This window comes from Actinomadura sp. NPDC049753, from assembly GCF_040674655.1.
GTDB lineage: Bacteria > Actinomycetota > Actinomycetes > Streptosporangiales > Streptosporangiaceae > Spirillospora > Spirillospora verrucosospora.
The window spans coordinates 1-15,801 of the sequence record NZ_JBFARL010000179.1; the positions used below are offsets into that span (position 1 = coordinate 1).

Genomic DNA, 15,801 nt, shown 5'->3' on the forward strand with positions numbered 1-15,801 from the left:
TCGGTGCCGATGTAGTTGTGGTTGAGCATCCTGGCCTCTTCCTGAGCCAGAACGACAACCCGCCGCGCGCGGTCGGTGAACCTCTCGAACATCTCGTCGCTCCTCACAGAGCGGTTGGGCAGAGTCCGGAACGTCCGGAACTGTCCTTCCGCATGCTAGCCCGCCCCGAGGAGGCCGCCCGGTGCACTCCCACCAGGAGACGTTCCCCAGCTATGCGCTGTTCAGTCTCATCCAACTACCGCATCGGTGCGTCATGTTCCCGCTACGCCCCAAGCGAACGAGGGGCTTTCCGCAGGTCCGTCAAGGCGCGGGCCGAGAGTGCCGAATGGGGGTGGAGTTTCCACCCGCGCGCCCTGTGTACCTCACGGCGGACTCGCCGAACCGCACAGGCGCTACGCCACAAGCGAACGACTCCGCCTCGCGAACGGGGGACGACTCACGGCACTAACGGCGAACGGCCCGCCTCGCGAACGAAGACGGGCCGCAGGCGGTCCGGGCGGGATCAGTTGGCCGCCTCGTACTGCTCGATCACGTGGGCCGGGATGCGGCCGCGCTCATTGACCTTGATGCCGTTGTTCTTGGCCCAGGCGCGGATCTCGGCGCTGCGCTCACGGCTGGACGCACCGCGCTGCCGGCGGCGGCGGTTGACCGTGCCCGCCTTACGGGACTTCTCAACGAACGGCTGCAGCGATTCCCGCAGCTTCGTCGCGTTGGCGCCACTGAGGTCGATCTCGTAGGAGGCGCCGTCGATCGAGAACGCTACGGTCTCGTCCGCCTCGCCACCGTCGAGGTCGTCGACGAGAAGCACTTGAACCTTCTGTGCCATGGGGACAGACCTTTCAGCTTGAGCAAACTCCAATCGAGTGACAAAGATATACCTAGAACTTCGCGGATGACAATTCCACCATCCACCGTGAACCGACACTCGCGCGAAGTCGCCTTGCCGCTCGTTACCGGCTGTAATCGGCCTCGTCGTTTCGGGTGCACACGTCCCTCGGGCCACGGCTGGATCCGGCCCGGCGTCCATGAATTTCCAAGCGGCGGCGACGCGCCCGGGTTTTCAGGCGTGACCGGTGTCACGGGGCGCCGTGCTGACCTGCACTGCCGTCGGCGCATTGGTCCGGGTTTGCAGGCGGCGCCGGCGGCGCGGCGATTAACCTCCCGTATCGCCACTAACCGCGTGCCCGCACTGTAATACGCAGCCGGCCACGGCACCTGATCAACGTCCGGACCGGCGGATGTGGACGAATAACGCCAGAGCGCCCCGCACCGAAATCTGTTGCCGCGGCCGGACGCGAGAAGTCCGCGCCCTGCTCAGGACGCGGATGCGGCGCACCGGGCACCCTCGTCGTGAAATCGGGAGATTTGGACACAATCCCACCGCCGGCCCCAGTTCTTCAGCGCGGCGCCGCGGACCCGAGCGGAGCCGACCTCCGGCTCCACCCCGCCACCGGCATGTCGCACGAAAGGTCCGTTCCAAGGGCGAGGGCTCGCCATCCGAAGTAAGTCCACGGCCACCAACAAGCGGTGTCGTTCCGGTCACCGCAACACCATCGGAGGGAACTGTCAAAGCGGAGGCGACGTCCGGGACGAGACACATCCCACCAGTTTCAGGACCGTAACCGGAACGAGCGGGCATATGCCGCTGACACCTCGGACGTCCGGAAACAGCGGCCATCTCGGCCAAAGCATGTATGGCGCATGCGAGTGGACCAGGGCATGCGTCCGGCCGCGCCCGCGAGTGCGCGGTATCGGACGGGTGTTATCGGACCCCGCGCGCACTCCCGGTGCGGCGGAGAGGCCCTCAGAAGGCCGAGGATTCGGGCCGCGGCCGTTTTACCACGAGGGTGCCTGCGAGCCTGTCATGAACAGCCTGGCGGCGAACGCCCTCGAACACGGCCCCCGCGTTGACGACCCAGAAGACGCTCGCGAGCAGACCGAGTACTGGAATCGGACGCAGCCCGATCGGCACCGAATAGACGGCGGCCCGCAGAACGCAGCGCAGAACGTCCGGACGCGTGGACGCGTCCACGACCTCGGCCCCGCGCGGAGCGGCGGCTTCAGCGGGCTCGGGGGCCGCTACGGGCACGAAACCCGGCACGGACACGGGAAGGGCCGACACGTCACCGAGACCGGCGCCCCCGTCCGCTCCGCCAGTTCCCCCTGGCGCCGCTTCAGGCGCCTCCTGAGCCGTCGCAGCGACCACCTCGATGCCTGCGACGCGCTTGCCGAGCGTCCGCCCCCAAAGGGCGAGCTGGACCGCCTCGTACAGCAGCATGCATCCGGCCACGGCGGACGGGGCGATGACGTCCGCCGTGTGCCCGGACACCAGTTCGCGGACGACGAGAACGACGGGGACTCCGACGACGAGCGTGTCGACTACGCGTGCCAGGAGCCTCTGCCCCGGCTCGGCGAGCGTTGCCGCCATCGTGGCCTTAGCCCGCGTACTCGGAGTACTCGGACTCGTCATATCCGACCCGCTCGTCAATGACGAGCGTGCCGGCGAAGCGATCGTGCAGCGACTGGTGCAGCGGCTGGTCCCAGATAGCCCACAGGTAGGCCATCAGCGCGCCTGCCCAGACCAGCACCATCCCGTACGCGGCGTAGTCCCACACCATCACCGCCAAGACGAGGAAGAAGAAAACCCCGAGCTGGTAGCCGACATGGGTGATCCCGGCACGCCACACAGCCTGCGTTGTGGTGATCGGGGTGCCCGCAGGCCTTGCCTGAACGACCCCCAAGCTCAGAACGCGCTTCCCCAGCGTCCGTCCCCACATGGACAACTGCACGGCCTCATAGATGAACGGCAGCACAGACAGGACACAGAAGAGGGTGAAGATGATGGGCCAGTTCCACACACCGCCCTCGTCCTCCGTCTTGCTGCCCGGCTTGCCCAGACCGAACGCGCCGATCGTCACCGGCAGGACGAGAGCGAACCCGAAGACCGCGACGAGCGCGTTGTCGATGATTCGCGCGCCCGCCCTACGGTGAATGGGCGCGAGTGCCACGTCACCGCCGCCGTCGTAGGAACCGCCGCCGTCGTAGGAGCTGTAGTCCTCGTAGGCGGGCTGCTGGTTCCACTGCTGCTGTTGCGGCTGCCATTGCTGCTGGGACTGCTGGTCCCACTGCTGCTGCGAAGACGGCTGCTGTGGTTGCTGCCACTGAGAACCTTGGTACGGAGGGGGCGGGCCGTAGGAACCCTGCCCCTGCTGGGGCTGGTAAGGCCGCCCGCGGTGGGGGGTATCGCTCATTCGGGTCAGTCCTCCAGGCGAAGCAACATCCGGGTGTTGCCCAACGTATTCGGCTTGACCCGGTCGAGGTCCAAGAACTCTGCCACGCCTTCGTCGTAGGAGCGGAGAAGTTCCTCGTACACCTCTGGCGACACCGGAGTCCCCAGGATCTGCTGGAAGCCGTGGCGAGCGAAGAACTCCACCTCGAAGGTAAGGCAGAACACCCGGCGGACGCCGAGTTCTCGCGCGTTCTCCAGGAGGCGGGTCACGATGCGGTGCCCGATACCCCGTCCGCCGCATCCCTTGTCCACGGCGACCGAGCGGACCTCCGCGAGGTCCTCCCACATGACGTGGAGGGCGCCGCAGCCGATGACCGGCCCTGGCGTCCCGTGCTGGACGTCCTCGGCGACCCAGAACTCCTGGACGTCCTCGTACAGCTTGACCGTCGTCTTCTTCAGCAGGCGACGCCCCGACCCCGCGTACAGGTCGACGAGCCTGCGGATCTCCTGGACGTCGGCGGTACGTGCACGCCGGATCACGACTTCCACAAATAGGCGAGATTATCGAACGCCGCGGCCCACCAGGGCACGCCCTCCCGCCCTCCCGCGCCGAGCACCGCGCGCCAGTGACTAGATAAAAGGGCCTAGGCACTGTCCGGGGCCGTCCGAGACGCGGGCCAGAACACAGCGTGCGGGATGCGCCCCACCGGTGCTCCCCTCCTTCACCGCGCCGCGTGACCTGCGAATTCGCATGTTCTGGTTGGCATCCAATGCGGGGTCCGTTAGTGTCCTGCGCTGACGTCGGCCCACCGCAGGACGGAGGCCGATCCGCCGAGTCCCCCGGGTCGCAACCAGCTGCCCGAGGAGCCGGGGACCCACTTTCGGAGCGTTTCAGGGAGATCTCCCTGAGCGACCGAATGCGAGGGGTGAATCCGCGACAGCGGGCGATCGGTTCGCTCGCGGACGCGGACGGGCTGCTCCGGCCCCAACCCGTCAGCTAACCCGGTAGGCGGCTGAGGAGAGGAGTATTCGTGAAGCGATCGCGGCATGCTTCCCTTTCACGCTTCCGTGGGCGCGCGACCATCGTGGTGGGCGCGCTCGCCGTCGTTTCGGCCGCCCCGCACGCGATCGCCCCGCACGCGATCGCCGTCGCGCACGCCGACCCCGAACCCTCCGCCAAGGAGCTGAGGACGAAGGCGCTCAAGCTCGCCGACCAGCTGGAGCAGCTCACCGAGCAGTACAACGGGCTCAAGGTCAGGCTCGCGCAGTCGCAGCGCGCCGCCAAGGTCGCCACGGAGAACGCCAAGCGTCAGGAGAAGACGCTGGAGACTCTCCGCCAGAAGGTCGGATCCCTCGCGGCGACGAGCTACATGCAGGGCGGCTCCGACCCCACGGTGTCGTTCGTCGCCTCCCAGGACCCCCAGTCCGTCCTCGACCAGGCCGCGACCCTCCACTACTTCGCCAAGCAGGACAGCACCCAGGTGCTCGGGCTGATGCAGGCCATGCAGTCCGCTCAGCGGGCCCGCAAGTCGGCCGAGGCCCGCGCCAAGCAGGTGAAGGACCTGAAGACGCAGCTCGACTCGCAGCGCACGAAGATCACCGACGCCTACGAGAAGATCCGCGGCAAGCTCGTCGACAAGGACCCGACCCAGCTCGCCAAGCTCCCCGTCATCGGCACCGGCAAGGCCGCGCAGGCGCTCCGGTACGCGATGAGCAAGATCGGCCGCCCGTACGTGTGGGGCGCCGCCGGCCCGACCACCTTCGACTGCTCCGGCCTCACGATGTGGGCCTACAAGCAGGTCGGCATCAACCTGCCGCACTACACCGGCAGCCAGTGGAACGCCGGAACGCACGTGTCGCGCAGCGAGCTCCAGCCGGGCGACCTCGTCTTCTTCTACGCCGACCTGCACCACATGGGGATCTACGTCGGCGGGGGCAAGATGCTGCACGCCCCGCATACCGGCGACGTCGTGAAGATCGCCTCCATGGACGGACGCCCCTTCGCCGGCGGCGTCCGCGTCGCCTAGAACACCGCCGCCGCGCCGGACGGGCACCGGCCGAGCCGGCCGGGCCGGCCATCGCATGGCGTGCCGGCCGAAGGCCCGTTGTGGGAGTGAAGCCTGCCGGAGATCAGGGCGGGTCAGGTGGCCTGTCAGGCCCGAACGCCGTCCGCGGCGACGCCTTCTGCAGGGACCTACCTGCCAGGGCGCGGGCGCCGCCGCTGCGGGGGCGGACGGAATTCGGATCAACCGCCGTTTCTCCGGATGACGCTCGCCGTCCCCTGGCGAGCGTCGGGGGTGCCTCGCTAGATGAGCTGCCTCCGGGCCGCCCACACCACGGCCTCGATAGGGGTGTTGACCTCCAGCCGGTCGCAGATCGTCCGCAGCCGGCGCCGCAAGGTCCGAGCGCTCAGTTCCAGCTTGCGTGCCGCCACATCGGCGGTGACACCGCTGGCGATCTGGGCGAGCAGCCGGATCTCTTCCTCGCTCAGCCCGAAATCGTCGGTGCCACGACGTGCGAGTGTGGCTGTTTCCACTCCGTCCTCCCTCGTCCGTGGTGATGACCGCGGGGATGCAGCCGTCCGCTGCACAGGCACGGGTTGGGCCTCGATCTGTACGCGCGTTGGGTTGCCGGGTCCGGACCCTTCCGGACTTAGATCATCGGGTTCCTTTTCTGTCTCGCGCGCTTGGCCGGAGGTGGCCGCATGGCCGATTGCGGGGGTGTACGGGGGAACTCCGGGTGACGATTCACTCGTTGGCCTGCCGAGAAAGACGGGATGTGATCGCCAGCCATCCGCCCGTCCCCTCTCGCCGAACCCACCGGTCCTCGCAGTGAACGAAGATCGTGAATCGTTTCAAGCTACGCTTCGGCTCGGAACGCTAGGCGGCCGGATCCGGCCCGTCAAGCGCCGGTCAAGAGCGCTGCGTGCCCGATCGCTCACCATGTGTGACCGTGCATTCGGCGCCCCGCCATGCCAAACTCCACTACCTGGGAAAACGCCCATGGAGCGGGACGAGGAGCGAGTTGCCACAGACCAGTATTCGTGAGGTCGCGAGGCGTGCTGGAGTCTCAGTTGGGACCGTTTCGAATGTCCTAAACCGGCCAGATCTCGTGGCCGAAGCTACCCGTGACCGCGTCCGCGCCGCGATCGAGGAGCTCGGATTCGTCCGCAACGAGTCCGCGCGCCGGCTCCGCACGGGCCCCGAGCGGACCGCGGGCGAGTTCGGCGACCAACCGCGCCGGGCGTTCGGCGTCCTCGTCGAGGACCTCGCCAACCCCTATGCGACCGACGTCGCCCGGGGCGCCGAGGCGGCGCTCAACGCGGCCGGCCACGACGCCCTGTGGCTGTCCAGCGACCACTCCCCCCGCAAGGAGCGCCGCCTGCTGGAGCTGCTCGCCGACCAGCGGGCCGCCGGGGCCCTGGTCATCCCGGTCGGGATCGGCCCCCGCGACATCTCCCGGCTGCGCGCCGCGGGCATGAGCGTGGTGCTGATCGATCGGGACGCCGCCGACGTGTGCTCCGCCCGGGTCGACCACGTGGCGGGCGGCGAGGCCGCCGCCGCGTACCTGCTCGGCATCGGACGCGATCGCATCGCGTTCGTGACCGGGATCCCCGAACCGCAGCCCTGCGTGGAACGCCGCGACGGAGCCGCCCGCACGATCGTCGAGGCGGGCCTCGGCAAGCCCCCGGTCCTGGTCAAGGACGCCCTGAGCCCCACGGAGGGGCAGGCCGCGGCGCACCAGATCATGGCCATGTCCCCGGTGCCCGACGGCGTCTTCTGCGCCAACGACCTGCTCGCGATCGGCCTGATCAACGAGCTGACCCGGCTCGGCGTCCGCGTCCCCGAGGACGTCGCCGTGATCGGTTACGACGACATCGAGCTCGCGGCGAGCGCCGCCGTGCCGCTCACCACCGTCCGCCAGCCGCGCCGCGCGCTCGGCTGGGAGGCCGCCGAGCTGGCGATGGCCGAGATCGGCGAAGGCAAGTCCCACCAGCACCGCCAGGTCGTCCAGCGGCCCGACCTGGTGGTACGAGAAAGCGCTTAGCGTCCCGCGGCCGGCGCTGTTGACATCACGTCCAGAAGTCGGGTCCGCTGGAGGCATGGAGGACAGGACGGGCCAGGCGGTGCAGGCCGGGGCGACCGCGATACTCGGCTTCGATCCGGGCGACCCGGCGTTCCGCGCCGATCCCTACGCCCATTACCGGACGCTCCGGGCCGGCGGTCCGGCCCTGCGCCGGACGGACGCCGGTCTGCGCGTCACCGCGTCCCACGCGCTGTGCGAGCGGGTCCTGCGCGATCCGCGGTTCGGGCACCGTCCGTCGGGCGGCCGCATGTGGCGCGAGATGCCGGCGCGGCACCGGTCGTTCCTGACCATGGACCCGCCCGACCACACGCGGCTGCGCCGGCTCGTCAGCAAGGCCTTCACACCCCGCCTCGTGGAGCGGCTGCGGCCCCGGGTCGAGGAGCTCGTCGACGCGCTGCTGCGTCCCCTCTCCGGCGAGGTCGACCTGATCGCGGCGCTGGCCTACCCGCTGCCCGTCATCGTGATCAGCGAGATGCTCGGCGTCCCCGCCGAGGACCGCGACCTGTTCAAGGGCTGGTCGGACAGCCTCGCGCGCGGTCTGGACCCGGACTTCCTGCTGCCGGAGGCCGAGATCGCCCAGCGGGACGCGGCGCGCGACGAGTTCGCGGAGTACTTCCGGGTGCTGGCCGCGAAGCGCCGGGCCGAGCCGCGCGACGACCTTTTGAGCGCCCTCGTGGGGGTTTCCGACGGTGGAGACGTCCTGTCGGAGCAGGAACTGCTGGCGACGTGCATCCTGCTGCTCGTCGCGGGCCACGAGACGACGGTGAACCTCATCGGGAACGGCGCGCTGGCGCTGCTCCGCGATCCCGCCCAGTTGCGGCTGTTTCGAGAGCGGCCGGACAACGCGCGGGCCGCGGTGGAGGAGCTGCTGCGCTTCGACCCGCCGGTGCAGCTGACCCTGCGGTCCGCGTTGGAGGACGTCGACCTGAACGGCGCCCTCGTCGAGCGCGGGAAGCTCGTCCTGCTGCTGACGGGAGCCGCCAACCGGGACCCGGAGGTCTTCGACGACCCCGACCGGCTGGACCTGCTCCGCTACGCCGAGGGACGCGACACGCCGAAGCACCTGTCGTTCGGGCACGGCGCGCACTTCTGCCTCGGCGCGCCGCTGGCGCGGCTGGAGGGCCGCGTCGCGCTCGGCAAGCTGTTCGAGCGCGACGTGGCCCTCGCCGCCGGCGACCTCGTCTACCGCGACAACCTCGTGCTGCGGGGGCTGCGCGACCTTCCGGTCGTCATTCGGGCTTGACCAGTGGGAACAGGATCGTGTCGCGGATCCCCTTGCCGGTGAACGCCATGATCATGCGGTCGATGCCGGCGCCCATCCCGCCCGTGGGGGGCATCGCGTACTCCAGGGCGCGCAGGAAGTCCTCGTCCAGCTGCATGGCCTCGGGGTCGCCGCCCGCGGCGAGCAGCGACTGCTCGGTGAGGCGGCGGCGCTGCTCGATCGGGTCGACCAGCTCGGAGTAGGCGGTGCCGAGCTCCGTGCCGAACCCGATGAGGTCCCACTTCTCGGTGAGCAGCGGCTCCTCGCGGTGCTGGCGGGTCAGCGGGGACGTCTCGACCGGGTAGTCCATGACGAACGTCGGCTGGACGAGGGTGTGCTCGACCAACTCCTCGAAGAGCTCCTGGACGAGCTTGCCCTGCCCCCACTTGGGGTCCCAGGAGATGTCGCGGGCGTCCGCGAGCTTGCGCACGGACTCGATCGGCGTGTGCGGCGTGATCTCCTCGCCGAGCGCCTTCGACACCGCCCCGTACAGGGTGATCCGCGGCCACTCCGCGAGACCGAGGTCGATCTCGACGCCGTCATGGACGACCACGGTGGTGTCGAGGGCGGCGACGACCGCCTTCTGGTACATCCGCTGGGTCAGGTCGGCCATGTCGTTGTAGTCGAGGTAGGTCCCGTAGGCCTCGATCATCGTGAACTCGGGATTGTGCGTGGAGTCCGCGCCCTCGTTGCGGAAGTTGCGGTTGATCTCGAAGACCTTCTCGATCCCGCCGACGACGAGCCGCTTGAGGTACAGCTCGATCGCGATGCGCAGGTAGAGGTCCATGTCGTAGGCGTTGATGTGCGTCTTGAACGGGCGCGCCGCGGCCCCGCCGTGGATCGGCTGGAGCATGGGCGTCTCGACCTCGAGGTAGCCCTCCTCGTGCCAGAAGTCGCGGACCGCGCGGACGGTCGCGCTGCGCAGCCGCGCCATCCGCCGCGCCTCGTCGTTGACGATCAGGTCGACGTAGCGCTGCCGGACCCGCGCCTCAGGGTCGGTCAGGCCGGCGTGCTTCTCCGGCAGCGGCCGCAGGCACTTGGAGGTGATCGCGAACCGGTCCGCCATGATCGACAGCTCGCCGCGGCGGGAGGTGATGATCTCGCCCTCCACGCCGACGTGGTCGCCGAGGTCCACCTCGCGCTTCCAGAAGTCGAGCTGCTCCTGCCCGACCTTGGCCAGCGACAGCATGATCTGGATGTCGCCGCCGGCGTCCCGGATGGTGGCGAAGCACAGCTTCCCGGTGTTGCGGATCAGCATGACGCGACCGGTGACGCCGGCCTTCTCGCCCGTCTCGGTGCCCGGCTCCAGGCCGGTGTGTTTCGCGCGGATCTCGGCGGTCGTCGCCGTCCGCGGGAAGGTCACCGGGTAGGGGTCGATCCCGCTCTCGCGGAGCCGGTCGAGCTTCTCCCGGCGCACGCGCATCTGCTCCGGGAGCTCGTCGAAGGTCTCGTCACTCACATCGCAAGGCTATCCAGCCCGTCCGGTGCGGGCGAACGAGTTCGCGCCGGACGTCAGGGAGTGTTGCGCTCGTAGATCAGCCGGAGGCCGATGAGGGTGAGCCACGGCTCGAACACGTCGATGCTGCGGGACTCCTCCAGGACGAGCGGGGCGAGGCCGCCGGTGGCGATGACCGTGACCTCTTCCGGCTCCTCGGCGAGCTCCTCCGACATGCGCTCGACGATGCCGTCCACCTGGCCGGCGAAGCCGAAGATGATCCCCGACTGCAGCGCCTCGACGGTGTTCTTGGCGATCACGTTGCGCGGCCGGACCAGCTCGATCTTGTGGAGCTGGGCGCCGCGCGAGGACAGCGCGTCGATCGAGATCTCGATGCCGGGGGCGATCGCGCCGCCCACGTACTCGCCCTTGGCGGACACCGCGTCGAAGGTGGTGGCGGTTCCGAAGTCGACCACGATCGCCGGCCCGCCGTGGGTGTGGACGGCGGCGAGCGCGTTCACGATGCGGTCGGCGCCGACCTCCTTCGGGTTGTCCATCCGGACGGGGACGCCGGTCTTGACGCCCGGCTCCACGATGACCGCGGTCACGTCGCCGTAGTAACGGCGGCACATCTCCCGCATCTCGTGCAGGACGGAGGGCACCGTGGAGCACAGCGCGATGCCGCTGATGTCGGTCTCGGCCAGCAGCGGGCTCTGCTGGACGAGTCCCTGCAGGACCACCGCGATCTCGTCGGCGGTGCGCCGCGGATCGGTGTTGATCCTCCAGTGCTCGATCACCTCGTCGCCTTCGAAGAGACCGAGAACGGTCTGGGTGTTACCGACGTCGATGGTCAGCAGCATCAGGTCCCCGCTGTTCAGGTGAAGTCAAGGCCGATGTCGAACACGCGCGCCGAGTGCGTCAGCGCGCCGACGGCAAGGTAGTCCACCCCGGTCACGGCGACGTCTCGGGCCCGCTCCAGGGTAAGGCCACCACTGGCCTCGAGCTCCGCCCGCCCTGCCACGAGCCGGACCGCCTCGGTCATCTCGGCGTCGGTCATGTTATCGAGCAGGATGCTCGTGGCTCCCACCCCCAGGGCCTCTTCGACCTGCGCGAGGGTGTCGCACTCCACCTGGACGTGGAGGGACGGGTACACGGCGCGGATCGCCTCGTACGCCTTGGTGACGCCGCCGGCCGCCGCGATGTGGTTGTCCTTGATGAGCGCGGCGTCGTGCAGGCCCATCCGGTGGTTGACGCCGCCTCCGCAGTGCACCGCGTACTTCTGCAGGGCTCGCAGGCCGGGGAGGGTTTTGCGGGTGTCGCGGACCTTCGCCTTGGTGCCCTCCATGGCGTCCATCCAGCGGCGGGTGGCGGTCGCGATTCCGGACAGGTGCGTGAGGAGGTTCAGAGCCGTCCTCTCGGCCCTCAGGATCGCCCGGGTGGAGCCGCTGACCGCGATGAGGACCTGCCCGGGCGTGACGCGGTCGCCGTCCTCGACCTTCGCCTCGTAGGCGACGTCCAGGAGTGCGAAGACGACGCACGCCACCAGGACGCCCGCGACGACGCCCTCCTCGCGCGCCCTCAGCTCCCCGCTCGCGGTGTCCTGCGGCGCGAAGATCGGGGTGCTGGTGACGTCGACCTCGCCGTCCTCGGCCAGCGCCGTCCGGACGAGGTTTTCCACAGCCTGTGGATCCAGCCCGGCGGCGGTCAGCCTCTGCGAGAGTTCCGGTGTCATGAGCGCTTCCCTTCCAGAGGTTCGTAGGTGGTCGTCAGGACGTTCCCCGCCAGCCGGGTGACGAGGTGGCCGCGCCACGTCCCGTCCGCGCGCTCGGGGAAGTCCTCCCGCCAGTGGCTCCCGCGCGTCTCCTCCCGCCGCCGCGCGGCCGCCACGATCGCGGACGCGACGGTGTACAGGTTGGTGGCCTCCCAGGCCTCCACCCCGGGCTCCGCGCTCCCGCGCCCGAGCCCCTCCAGTTCGCGCGCCGCGGCCTCCAGCCCGTCGGCCCGCCGCAGGACCCCCACGTAGGAGGTCATGATCCGCTGAATCTCCCCCCGCAACGCCGGCTCCAGCAACCCGCCCGACTCCCCACCCGCATTTGCAGACGGGTCCTGCGCGGGGCCTGGGGCGGCCTGGTCGGGGGGTGGCGCGGCCGGATTCGGGGTGGTGGGTGTGTGGTTCGAGGGAAGGTCGTCGGCTGGCGCGGCGGTGTGCGGGTGGGAGGCGGGGAGGTCTTCCGAGAGGGCTTCGGCGATTCTGGCGGCGAAGACCAGGCCTTCCAGGAGGGAGTTGGAGGCGAGGCGGTTCGCGCCGTGGACGCCCGTGCAGGCGACCTCGCCGCAGGCGTACAGGCCGGGGACGGACGTGCGGCCGTACAGGTCCGTGCGCACGCCGCCGCTGGCGTGGTGGGCGGCGGGCACGATGGGGATGGGCTCGGTCACCGGGTCGATGCCGTGGTGGCGGCACGCGGCCAGGATGGTCGGGAACCGGTTCTCCCACATCGCCGCGCCGAAGTGGCGGCCGTCGAGCAGCATGTGGGACGCGCCCGTCTCGCGCATCCGGGTCATGATCCCCTTGGTGACGACGTCGCGGGGGGCCAGCTCGGCGAGCTCGTGGCGTCCGGTCATGAAGCGCACGCCGGCGTGGTCGACCAGGTGCGCGCCCTCGCCGCGGACGGCCTCGGAGATCAGCGGCTGCTGTCCCGTCGCGCCCTCGCCGAGCCACAGCACGGTCGGGTGGAACTGGACGAACTCCAGGTCGGTGACCTCGGCCCCGGCGCGCAGCGCGAGCGCGACGCCGTCGCCCGTGGAGACCTCGGGATTGGTGGTGGCGGTGAACACCTGGCCGAGCCCGCCGGTGGCGAGCACGACGGCGCGGGCGCGGACGGCGCCGACGCCGCCGGGCTGCCCCTCGCCCATCACGTGCAGGGTGACGCCGGCGGCGCGTCCCGCGGCGTCCTTCAGCAGGTCCAGGACCAGCGCGTGCTCGATCACCTCGACGCCCGAGTCCTTGAGCTCGGCGAGCAGGGCGCGGCTGATCTCGGCGCCGGTGGCGTCCCCGCCCGCGTGCGCGATGCGGCGCCGGTGGTGGCCGCCCTCGCGGGTGAGCGCGATGTCGCCGCCGGAGCGGTCGAAGGCCGTGCCGAGTTCGATCAGACCGCGGACGGCGTCCGGTCCCTCGGTGACGAGCGCCCGGACGGCGTCCTCGTCGCAGACGCCGACACCCGCGGTGAGGGTGTCGGCCAGGTGCTCCTCGGGCGTGTCGTCGGGCGCGAGCGCGGCGGCGATGCCGCCCTGCGCCCACCGGGTCGACCCGGCGTCCAGGAGGGCCTTGGTGACGAGCATCACCCGGCCGTGGGGGCGGCAGCGCAGCGCGGTCACCAGGCCGGCGATGCCGGACCCGATGACGACGACGTCGGCGTCGGCGGTCCAGCCGGGCGCGGGGGCGTGCAGAACGGAAGGGATCACGAGCCCTCCTCCGGGGTCGGTTCTCGTCATTATGACCCTAACCCCGGGACGGCCGAACCCCCGGCCCCCGCCGAACGTCAGTTGCGGATCAGGTCGCCCCGGGTCGTGCTGGTGCCGGGCACCGGCTCGGCCGGGTCGGAGCCCAGCGAAATGATCTTGTTGGAGCGGTCGACGTGCACGACGGCGGGGACGAACTCGCGGGCCTCGGCGTCGGTCATCTGCGCGTAGCTGATGATGATGACCAGGTCGCCGGGCTGCACGAGGCGGGCGGCGGCGCCGTTGATCCCGATGACGCCGGAGCCGCGCTCGCCGGCGATCAGGTAGGTCTCCAGGCGGGCGCCGTTGTCGATGTCGACGATCGAGACCTGCTCGCCGGGCAGCAGGTCGGCGGCGTCCATCAGGTCCTGGTCGATGGTCAGCGAGCCGACGTAGTGCAGGTCCGCCTGGGTCACCGTGGCGCGGTGGATCTTCGACTTGAACATCGTCCGAAACATCAGTGCTCCTTGCCGAGCTGGAGGGGAACGTTGTCGATGAGGTGGGTGGCGCCGACGCGGCCCGCGACGGCGAGGACGGCCCGGCCGGAGTGCGGTCCGGTGATCTCGGTGAAGGTCGACGGGTCGACGAGGACCAGGTAGTCCAGGGCGAGGGGCGGGTCGGCGGCCTCCGCCTCGGAGAGGACGGCGCGCGCGGCCGCCAGCACGGCGTCCGGGCCGGAGGCGGCGGCGCCGGCCCCGGAGCGCAGGGCGCGCGAGAGGGCGAGCGCGGTCCGGCGTTCGGGGGCGGACAGGTAGCGGTTGCGGCTCGACAGCGCCAGCCCGTCCGGCTCGCGGACGGTCGGCGCGCCGATCACCTCCACGGGGACGTTCAGGTCGGCGACCATCCGCCGGATCATCGCGAGCTGCTGCGCGTCCTTCTCCCCGAAGACCGCCACGTCGGGGCGGACGAGGTTGAGCAGCTTCAGCACGACGGTGAGCATCCCGTCGAAGTGGCCGGGACGCGCGGCCCCCTCGACGACCTCGCCCATGGGCCCCGACTTGACCGTGACCTGCGGCTCGTCCGGGTACATGACCTCGCGCGCCGGCGCGAACACGAAGTCCACGCCCTCGGCTTCACAGGCTTCCAGGTCGGCGGCGAAAGTGCGGGGGTAGCGGTCGAAGTCCTCTCCCGGCCCGAACTGGAGCGGGTTGACGAAGATGCTGACCGCGACCGCGTCCGCGCTGCGGCGGGCCTGCCGCATCAGCGACAGGTGCCCCTCGTGCAGGGCGCCCATGGTCGGGACGAGCGCCAGCGTCCCCCCGGTCTTCGACCGGGCCTGCGCCAGTTCCTCGCGCGTGCGCGCGACGATCGGTGTCACGACGCGTCCGTCCCCTCACGCGACGGCGGGCGCCGGCCGGGGCCGTGCTCGCCGGAAACGCCAGAAACCAATGCCGTTCCCTTCCTGTCCGGTCGGCCGGTGCCGTCGGCCGGCGTCTGTCGGTCGGAGCTGTCTGTCGGTCGGAGCCGTCTGCTGGTCGGGGCCGTCTGCCGGTCGGGGCGTCAGTCGGCCAGCGCTTCGAGGAGCCGTTCGGCGTCCTCGGGTTTGAGCAGTCCGGCGCCGAGCGCGCGGTCAGCGGTGAGGCGGGCCAGCGCGATGTAGGCGCGGCGGCTCTCCGCCGACACCCTGCCGAGCTCCGCGACGTGGCCGGCCACCGTTCCGGCGTCCCCGCGCGCGACGGGCCCGGTGAGCCCGTCGATGCCGAGCCGCAGCCCGTTGTCGAGGGCGGCGCCGAGGAGCGGACCGAGCATCCGGCCGGGCTCGGCCACGCCTGCGGCGCGCAGCAGGTCCATGGCCTCCACGACCAGCGTGACCAGGTGGTTCGCGCCTCCGGCGAGCGCCGCGTGGTAGAGCGGGCGCGCCTCCTCGGTGATCCAGACGGGTTCGCCGCCCATCTCCAGGACGAGGGCCTCGGCGACCGGGCGCAGCGGTTCCGGCGAGGTGACGCCGAACGAGATGCCGGTGAGCCGGTTCACGTCGTCGGGGCGTCCGGTGAAGGTCATCACGGGGTGCAGGGCCAGCGGCAGCGCGCCCGCGCGGGTGAGCGGGTCCAGGACGGCGGTGCCGTAGCGGCCGCTGGTGTGCAGGACGAGCTTGCCGGTGACCGGGACGCCCGCGGAGACGAGCCCGGTCGCGAGCTCGGGCAGCTCGTCGTCCGGGACGGTCAGCAGCACGAGGTCGGCGGCGGCGACCACGTCCTGCGGGGTGGCGACGTCGGCCCCGGGGAGGCGTTCCTCGACGCGGGCCCGCGACCGCTCCGAGACGGCGGCCGCGGCGACGACGCGGTGGCCCGC

General features: G+C 70.6%; 15 protein-coding genes and 1 riboswitch. Of the genes, 3 read left to right on the top strand and 12 right to left on the bottom strand.

The annotated features are described in order from the left end of the window. Window positions 1-502: 502 nt before the first annotated feature. The 4 genes from AB0K37_RS32495 to AB0K37_RS32510 all read right to left on the bottom strand — a co-directional run bounded on the left by AB0K37_RS32495 (window position 503) and on the right by AB0K37_RS32510 (window position 3,778). Entirely contained in the window at window positions 503-826 is a 324-nt protein-coding gene (locus AB0K37_RS32495; protein ID WP_089316904.1) for an Lsr2 family protein, read from the bottom strand. A gap of 978 nt (window positions 827-1,804) precedes the next feature. Next, on the bottom strand, window positions 1,805-2,428 hold the full coding sequence (locus AB0K37_RS32500; RefSeq protein ID WP_363987495.1) for an RDD family protein: 624 nt from the start codon (window positions 2,426-2,428) through the stop codon (window positions 1,805-1,807). A gap of 7 nt (window positions 2,429-2,435) precedes the next feature. Beyond that, window positions 2,436-3,251 (bottom strand): RDD family protein, encoded by an 816-nt coding sequence (locus AB0K37_RS32505; protein WP_363987497.1) that lies wholly within the window; start codon window positions 3,249-3,251, stop codon window positions 2,436-2,438. A 5-nt stretch (window positions 3,252-3,256) separates the two neighbouring features. Beyond that, a complete protein-coding gene (locus AB0K37_RS32510) occupies window positions 3,257-3,778 on the bottom strand; it encodes an amino-acid N-acetyltransferase (RefSeq protein WP_363987499.1) in 522 nt (173 codons plus the stop codon). 270 nt (window positions 3,779-4,048) lie between these two features. Beyond that, window positions 4,049-4,257: riboswitch (cyclic di-AMP (ydaO/yuaA leader) on the top strand. 3 nt (window positions 4,258-4,260) lie between these two features. Here AB0K37_RS32510 and AB0K37_RS32515 point away from each other — a divergent pair. After that, window positions 4,261-5,256 carry an NlpC/P60 family protein gene (locus AB0K37_RS32515; RefSeq protein ID WP_363987500.1) on the top strand — a complete coding sequence of 332 codons (996 nt, stop codon included), beginning with the start codon at window positions 4,261-4,263 and terminating at the stop codon, window positions 5,254-5,256. Between the two features lie 278 nt (window positions 5,257-5,534). Here AB0K37_RS32515 and AB0K37_RS32520 read toward each other — a convergent pair whose 3' ends face one another. Beyond that, on the bottom strand, window positions 5,535-5,765 hold the full coding sequence (locus tag AB0K37_RS32520; protein ID WP_021591725.1) for a LuxR C-terminal-related transcriptional regulator: 231 nt from the start codon (window positions 5,763-5,765) through the stop codon (window positions 5,535-5,537). 416 nt (window positions 5,766-6,181) lie between these two features. Here AB0K37_RS32520 and AB0K37_RS32525 point away from each other — a divergent pair, with 416 nt between their 5' ends. Further along, window positions 6,182-7,276, top strand: coding sequence for a LacI family DNA-binding transcriptional regulator (locus tag AB0K37_RS32525; protein ID WP_363987502.1), 1,095 nt, complete (start codon window positions 6,182-6,184; stop codon window positions 7,274-7,276). Between the two features lie 55 nt (window positions 7,277-7,331). After that, complete coding sequence (locus AB0K37_RS32530; protein ID WP_363987504.1) at window positions 7,332-8,558, top strand: cytochrome P450; 1,227 nt, start codon at window positions 7,332-7,334, stop codon at window positions 8,556-8,558. On the opposite strand, the gene lysX is transcribed toward AB0K37_RS32530, so the two are convergent. From lysX to AB0K37_RS32565, 7 genes are all read right to left on the bottom strand, one after another. Then, a complete protein-coding gene (gene lysX, locus AB0K37_RS32535; RefSeq protein WP_363987515.1) occupies window positions 8,545-9,999 on the bottom strand; it encodes a bifunctional lysylphosphatidylglycerol synthetase/lysine--tRNA ligase LysX in 1,455 nt (484 codons plus the stop codon). The genes AB0K37_RS32530 and lysX overlap by 14 nt on opposite strands. A gap of 89 nt (window positions 10,000-10,088) precedes the next feature. Next, entirely contained in the window at window positions 10,089-10,871 is a 783-nt protein-coding gene (locus tag AB0K37_RS32540) for a type III pantothenate kinase (protein WP_363987506.1), read from the bottom strand. 14 nt (window positions 10,872-10,885) lie between these two features. Next, complete coding sequence (gene nadC / locus AB0K37_RS32545; protein ID WP_363987508.1) at window positions 10,886-11,743, bottom strand: carboxylating nicotinate-nucleotide diphosphorylase; 858 nt, start codon at window positions 11,741-11,743, stop codon at window positions 10,886-10,888. Beyond that, window positions 11,740-13,473: an L-aspartate oxidase gene (locus AB0K37_RS32550; RefSeq protein WP_363987509.1), complete on the bottom strand. Its 1,734-nt coding sequence runs from the start codon at window positions 13,471-13,473 to the stop codon at window positions 11,740-11,742. The genes nadC and AB0K37_RS32550 overlap by 4 nt, the downstream gene beginning before the upstream one ends. A 77-nt stretch (window positions 13,474-13,550) precedes the next feature. Then, window positions 13,551-13,967 carry an aspartate 1-decarboxylase gene (gene panD / locus AB0K37_RS32555; RefSeq protein WP_089316894.1) on the bottom strand — a complete coding sequence of 139 codons (417 nt, stop codon included), beginning with the start codon at window positions 13,965-13,967 and terminating at the stop codon, window positions 13,551-13,553. After that, window positions 13,967-14,827 (bottom strand): pantoate--beta-alanine ligase, encoded by an 861-nt coding sequence (gene panC, locus AB0K37_RS32560; protein WP_363987511.1) that lies wholly within the window; start codon window positions 14,825-14,827, stop codon window positions 13,967-13,969. Before panC ends, panD begins: the two co-directional genes overlap by 1 nt. Before the next feature lie 182 nt (window positions 14,828-15,009). Continuing rightward, window positions 15,010-15,801: DUF2520 domain-containing protein (locus tag AB0K37_RS32565; RefSeq protein ID WP_363987513.1), on the bottom strand; the 792-nt coding region annotated here is incomplete at its 5' end.

What these genes read in the sequence shown, in the direction of transcription:
- AB0K37_RS32495 (WP_089316904.1), bottom strand. Translation starts at nt 826, where the DNA reads ATGGCACAGAAGGTTCAAGTGCTTCTCGTCGACGACCTCGACGGTGGC.
- AB0K37_RS32500 (WP_363987495.1), bottom strand. Translation starts at nt 2,428, where the DNA reads ATGGCGGCAACGCTCGCCGAGCCGGGGCAGAGGCTCCTGGCACGCGTA.
- AB0K37_RS32505 (WP_363987497.1), bottom strand. Translation starts at nt 3,251, where the DNA reads ATGAGCGATACCCCCCACCGCGGGCGGCCTTACCAGCCCCAGCAGGGG.
- AB0K37_RS32530 (WP_363987504.1), top strand. Translation starts at nt 7,332, where the DNA reads ATGGAGGACAGGACGGGCCAGGCGGTGCAGGCCGGGGCGACCGCGATA.
- lysX (WP_363987515.1), bottom strand. Translation starts at nt 9,999, where the DNA reads ATGCGCGTGCGCCGGGAGAAGCTCGACCGGCTCCGCGAGAGCGGGATC.
- AB0K37_RS32540 (WP_363987506.1), bottom strand. Translation starts at nt 10,871, where the DNA reads ATGCTGCTGACCATCGACGTCGGTAACACCCAGACCGTTCTCGGTCTC.
- nadC (WP_363987508.1), bottom strand. Translation starts at nt 11,743, where the DNA reads ATGACACCGGAACTCTCGCAGAGGCTGACCGCCGCCGGGCTGGATCCA.
- panD (WP_089316894.1), bottom strand. Translation starts at nt 13,967, where the DNA reads ATGTTTCGGACGATGTTCAAGTCGAAGATCCACCGCGCCACGGTGACC.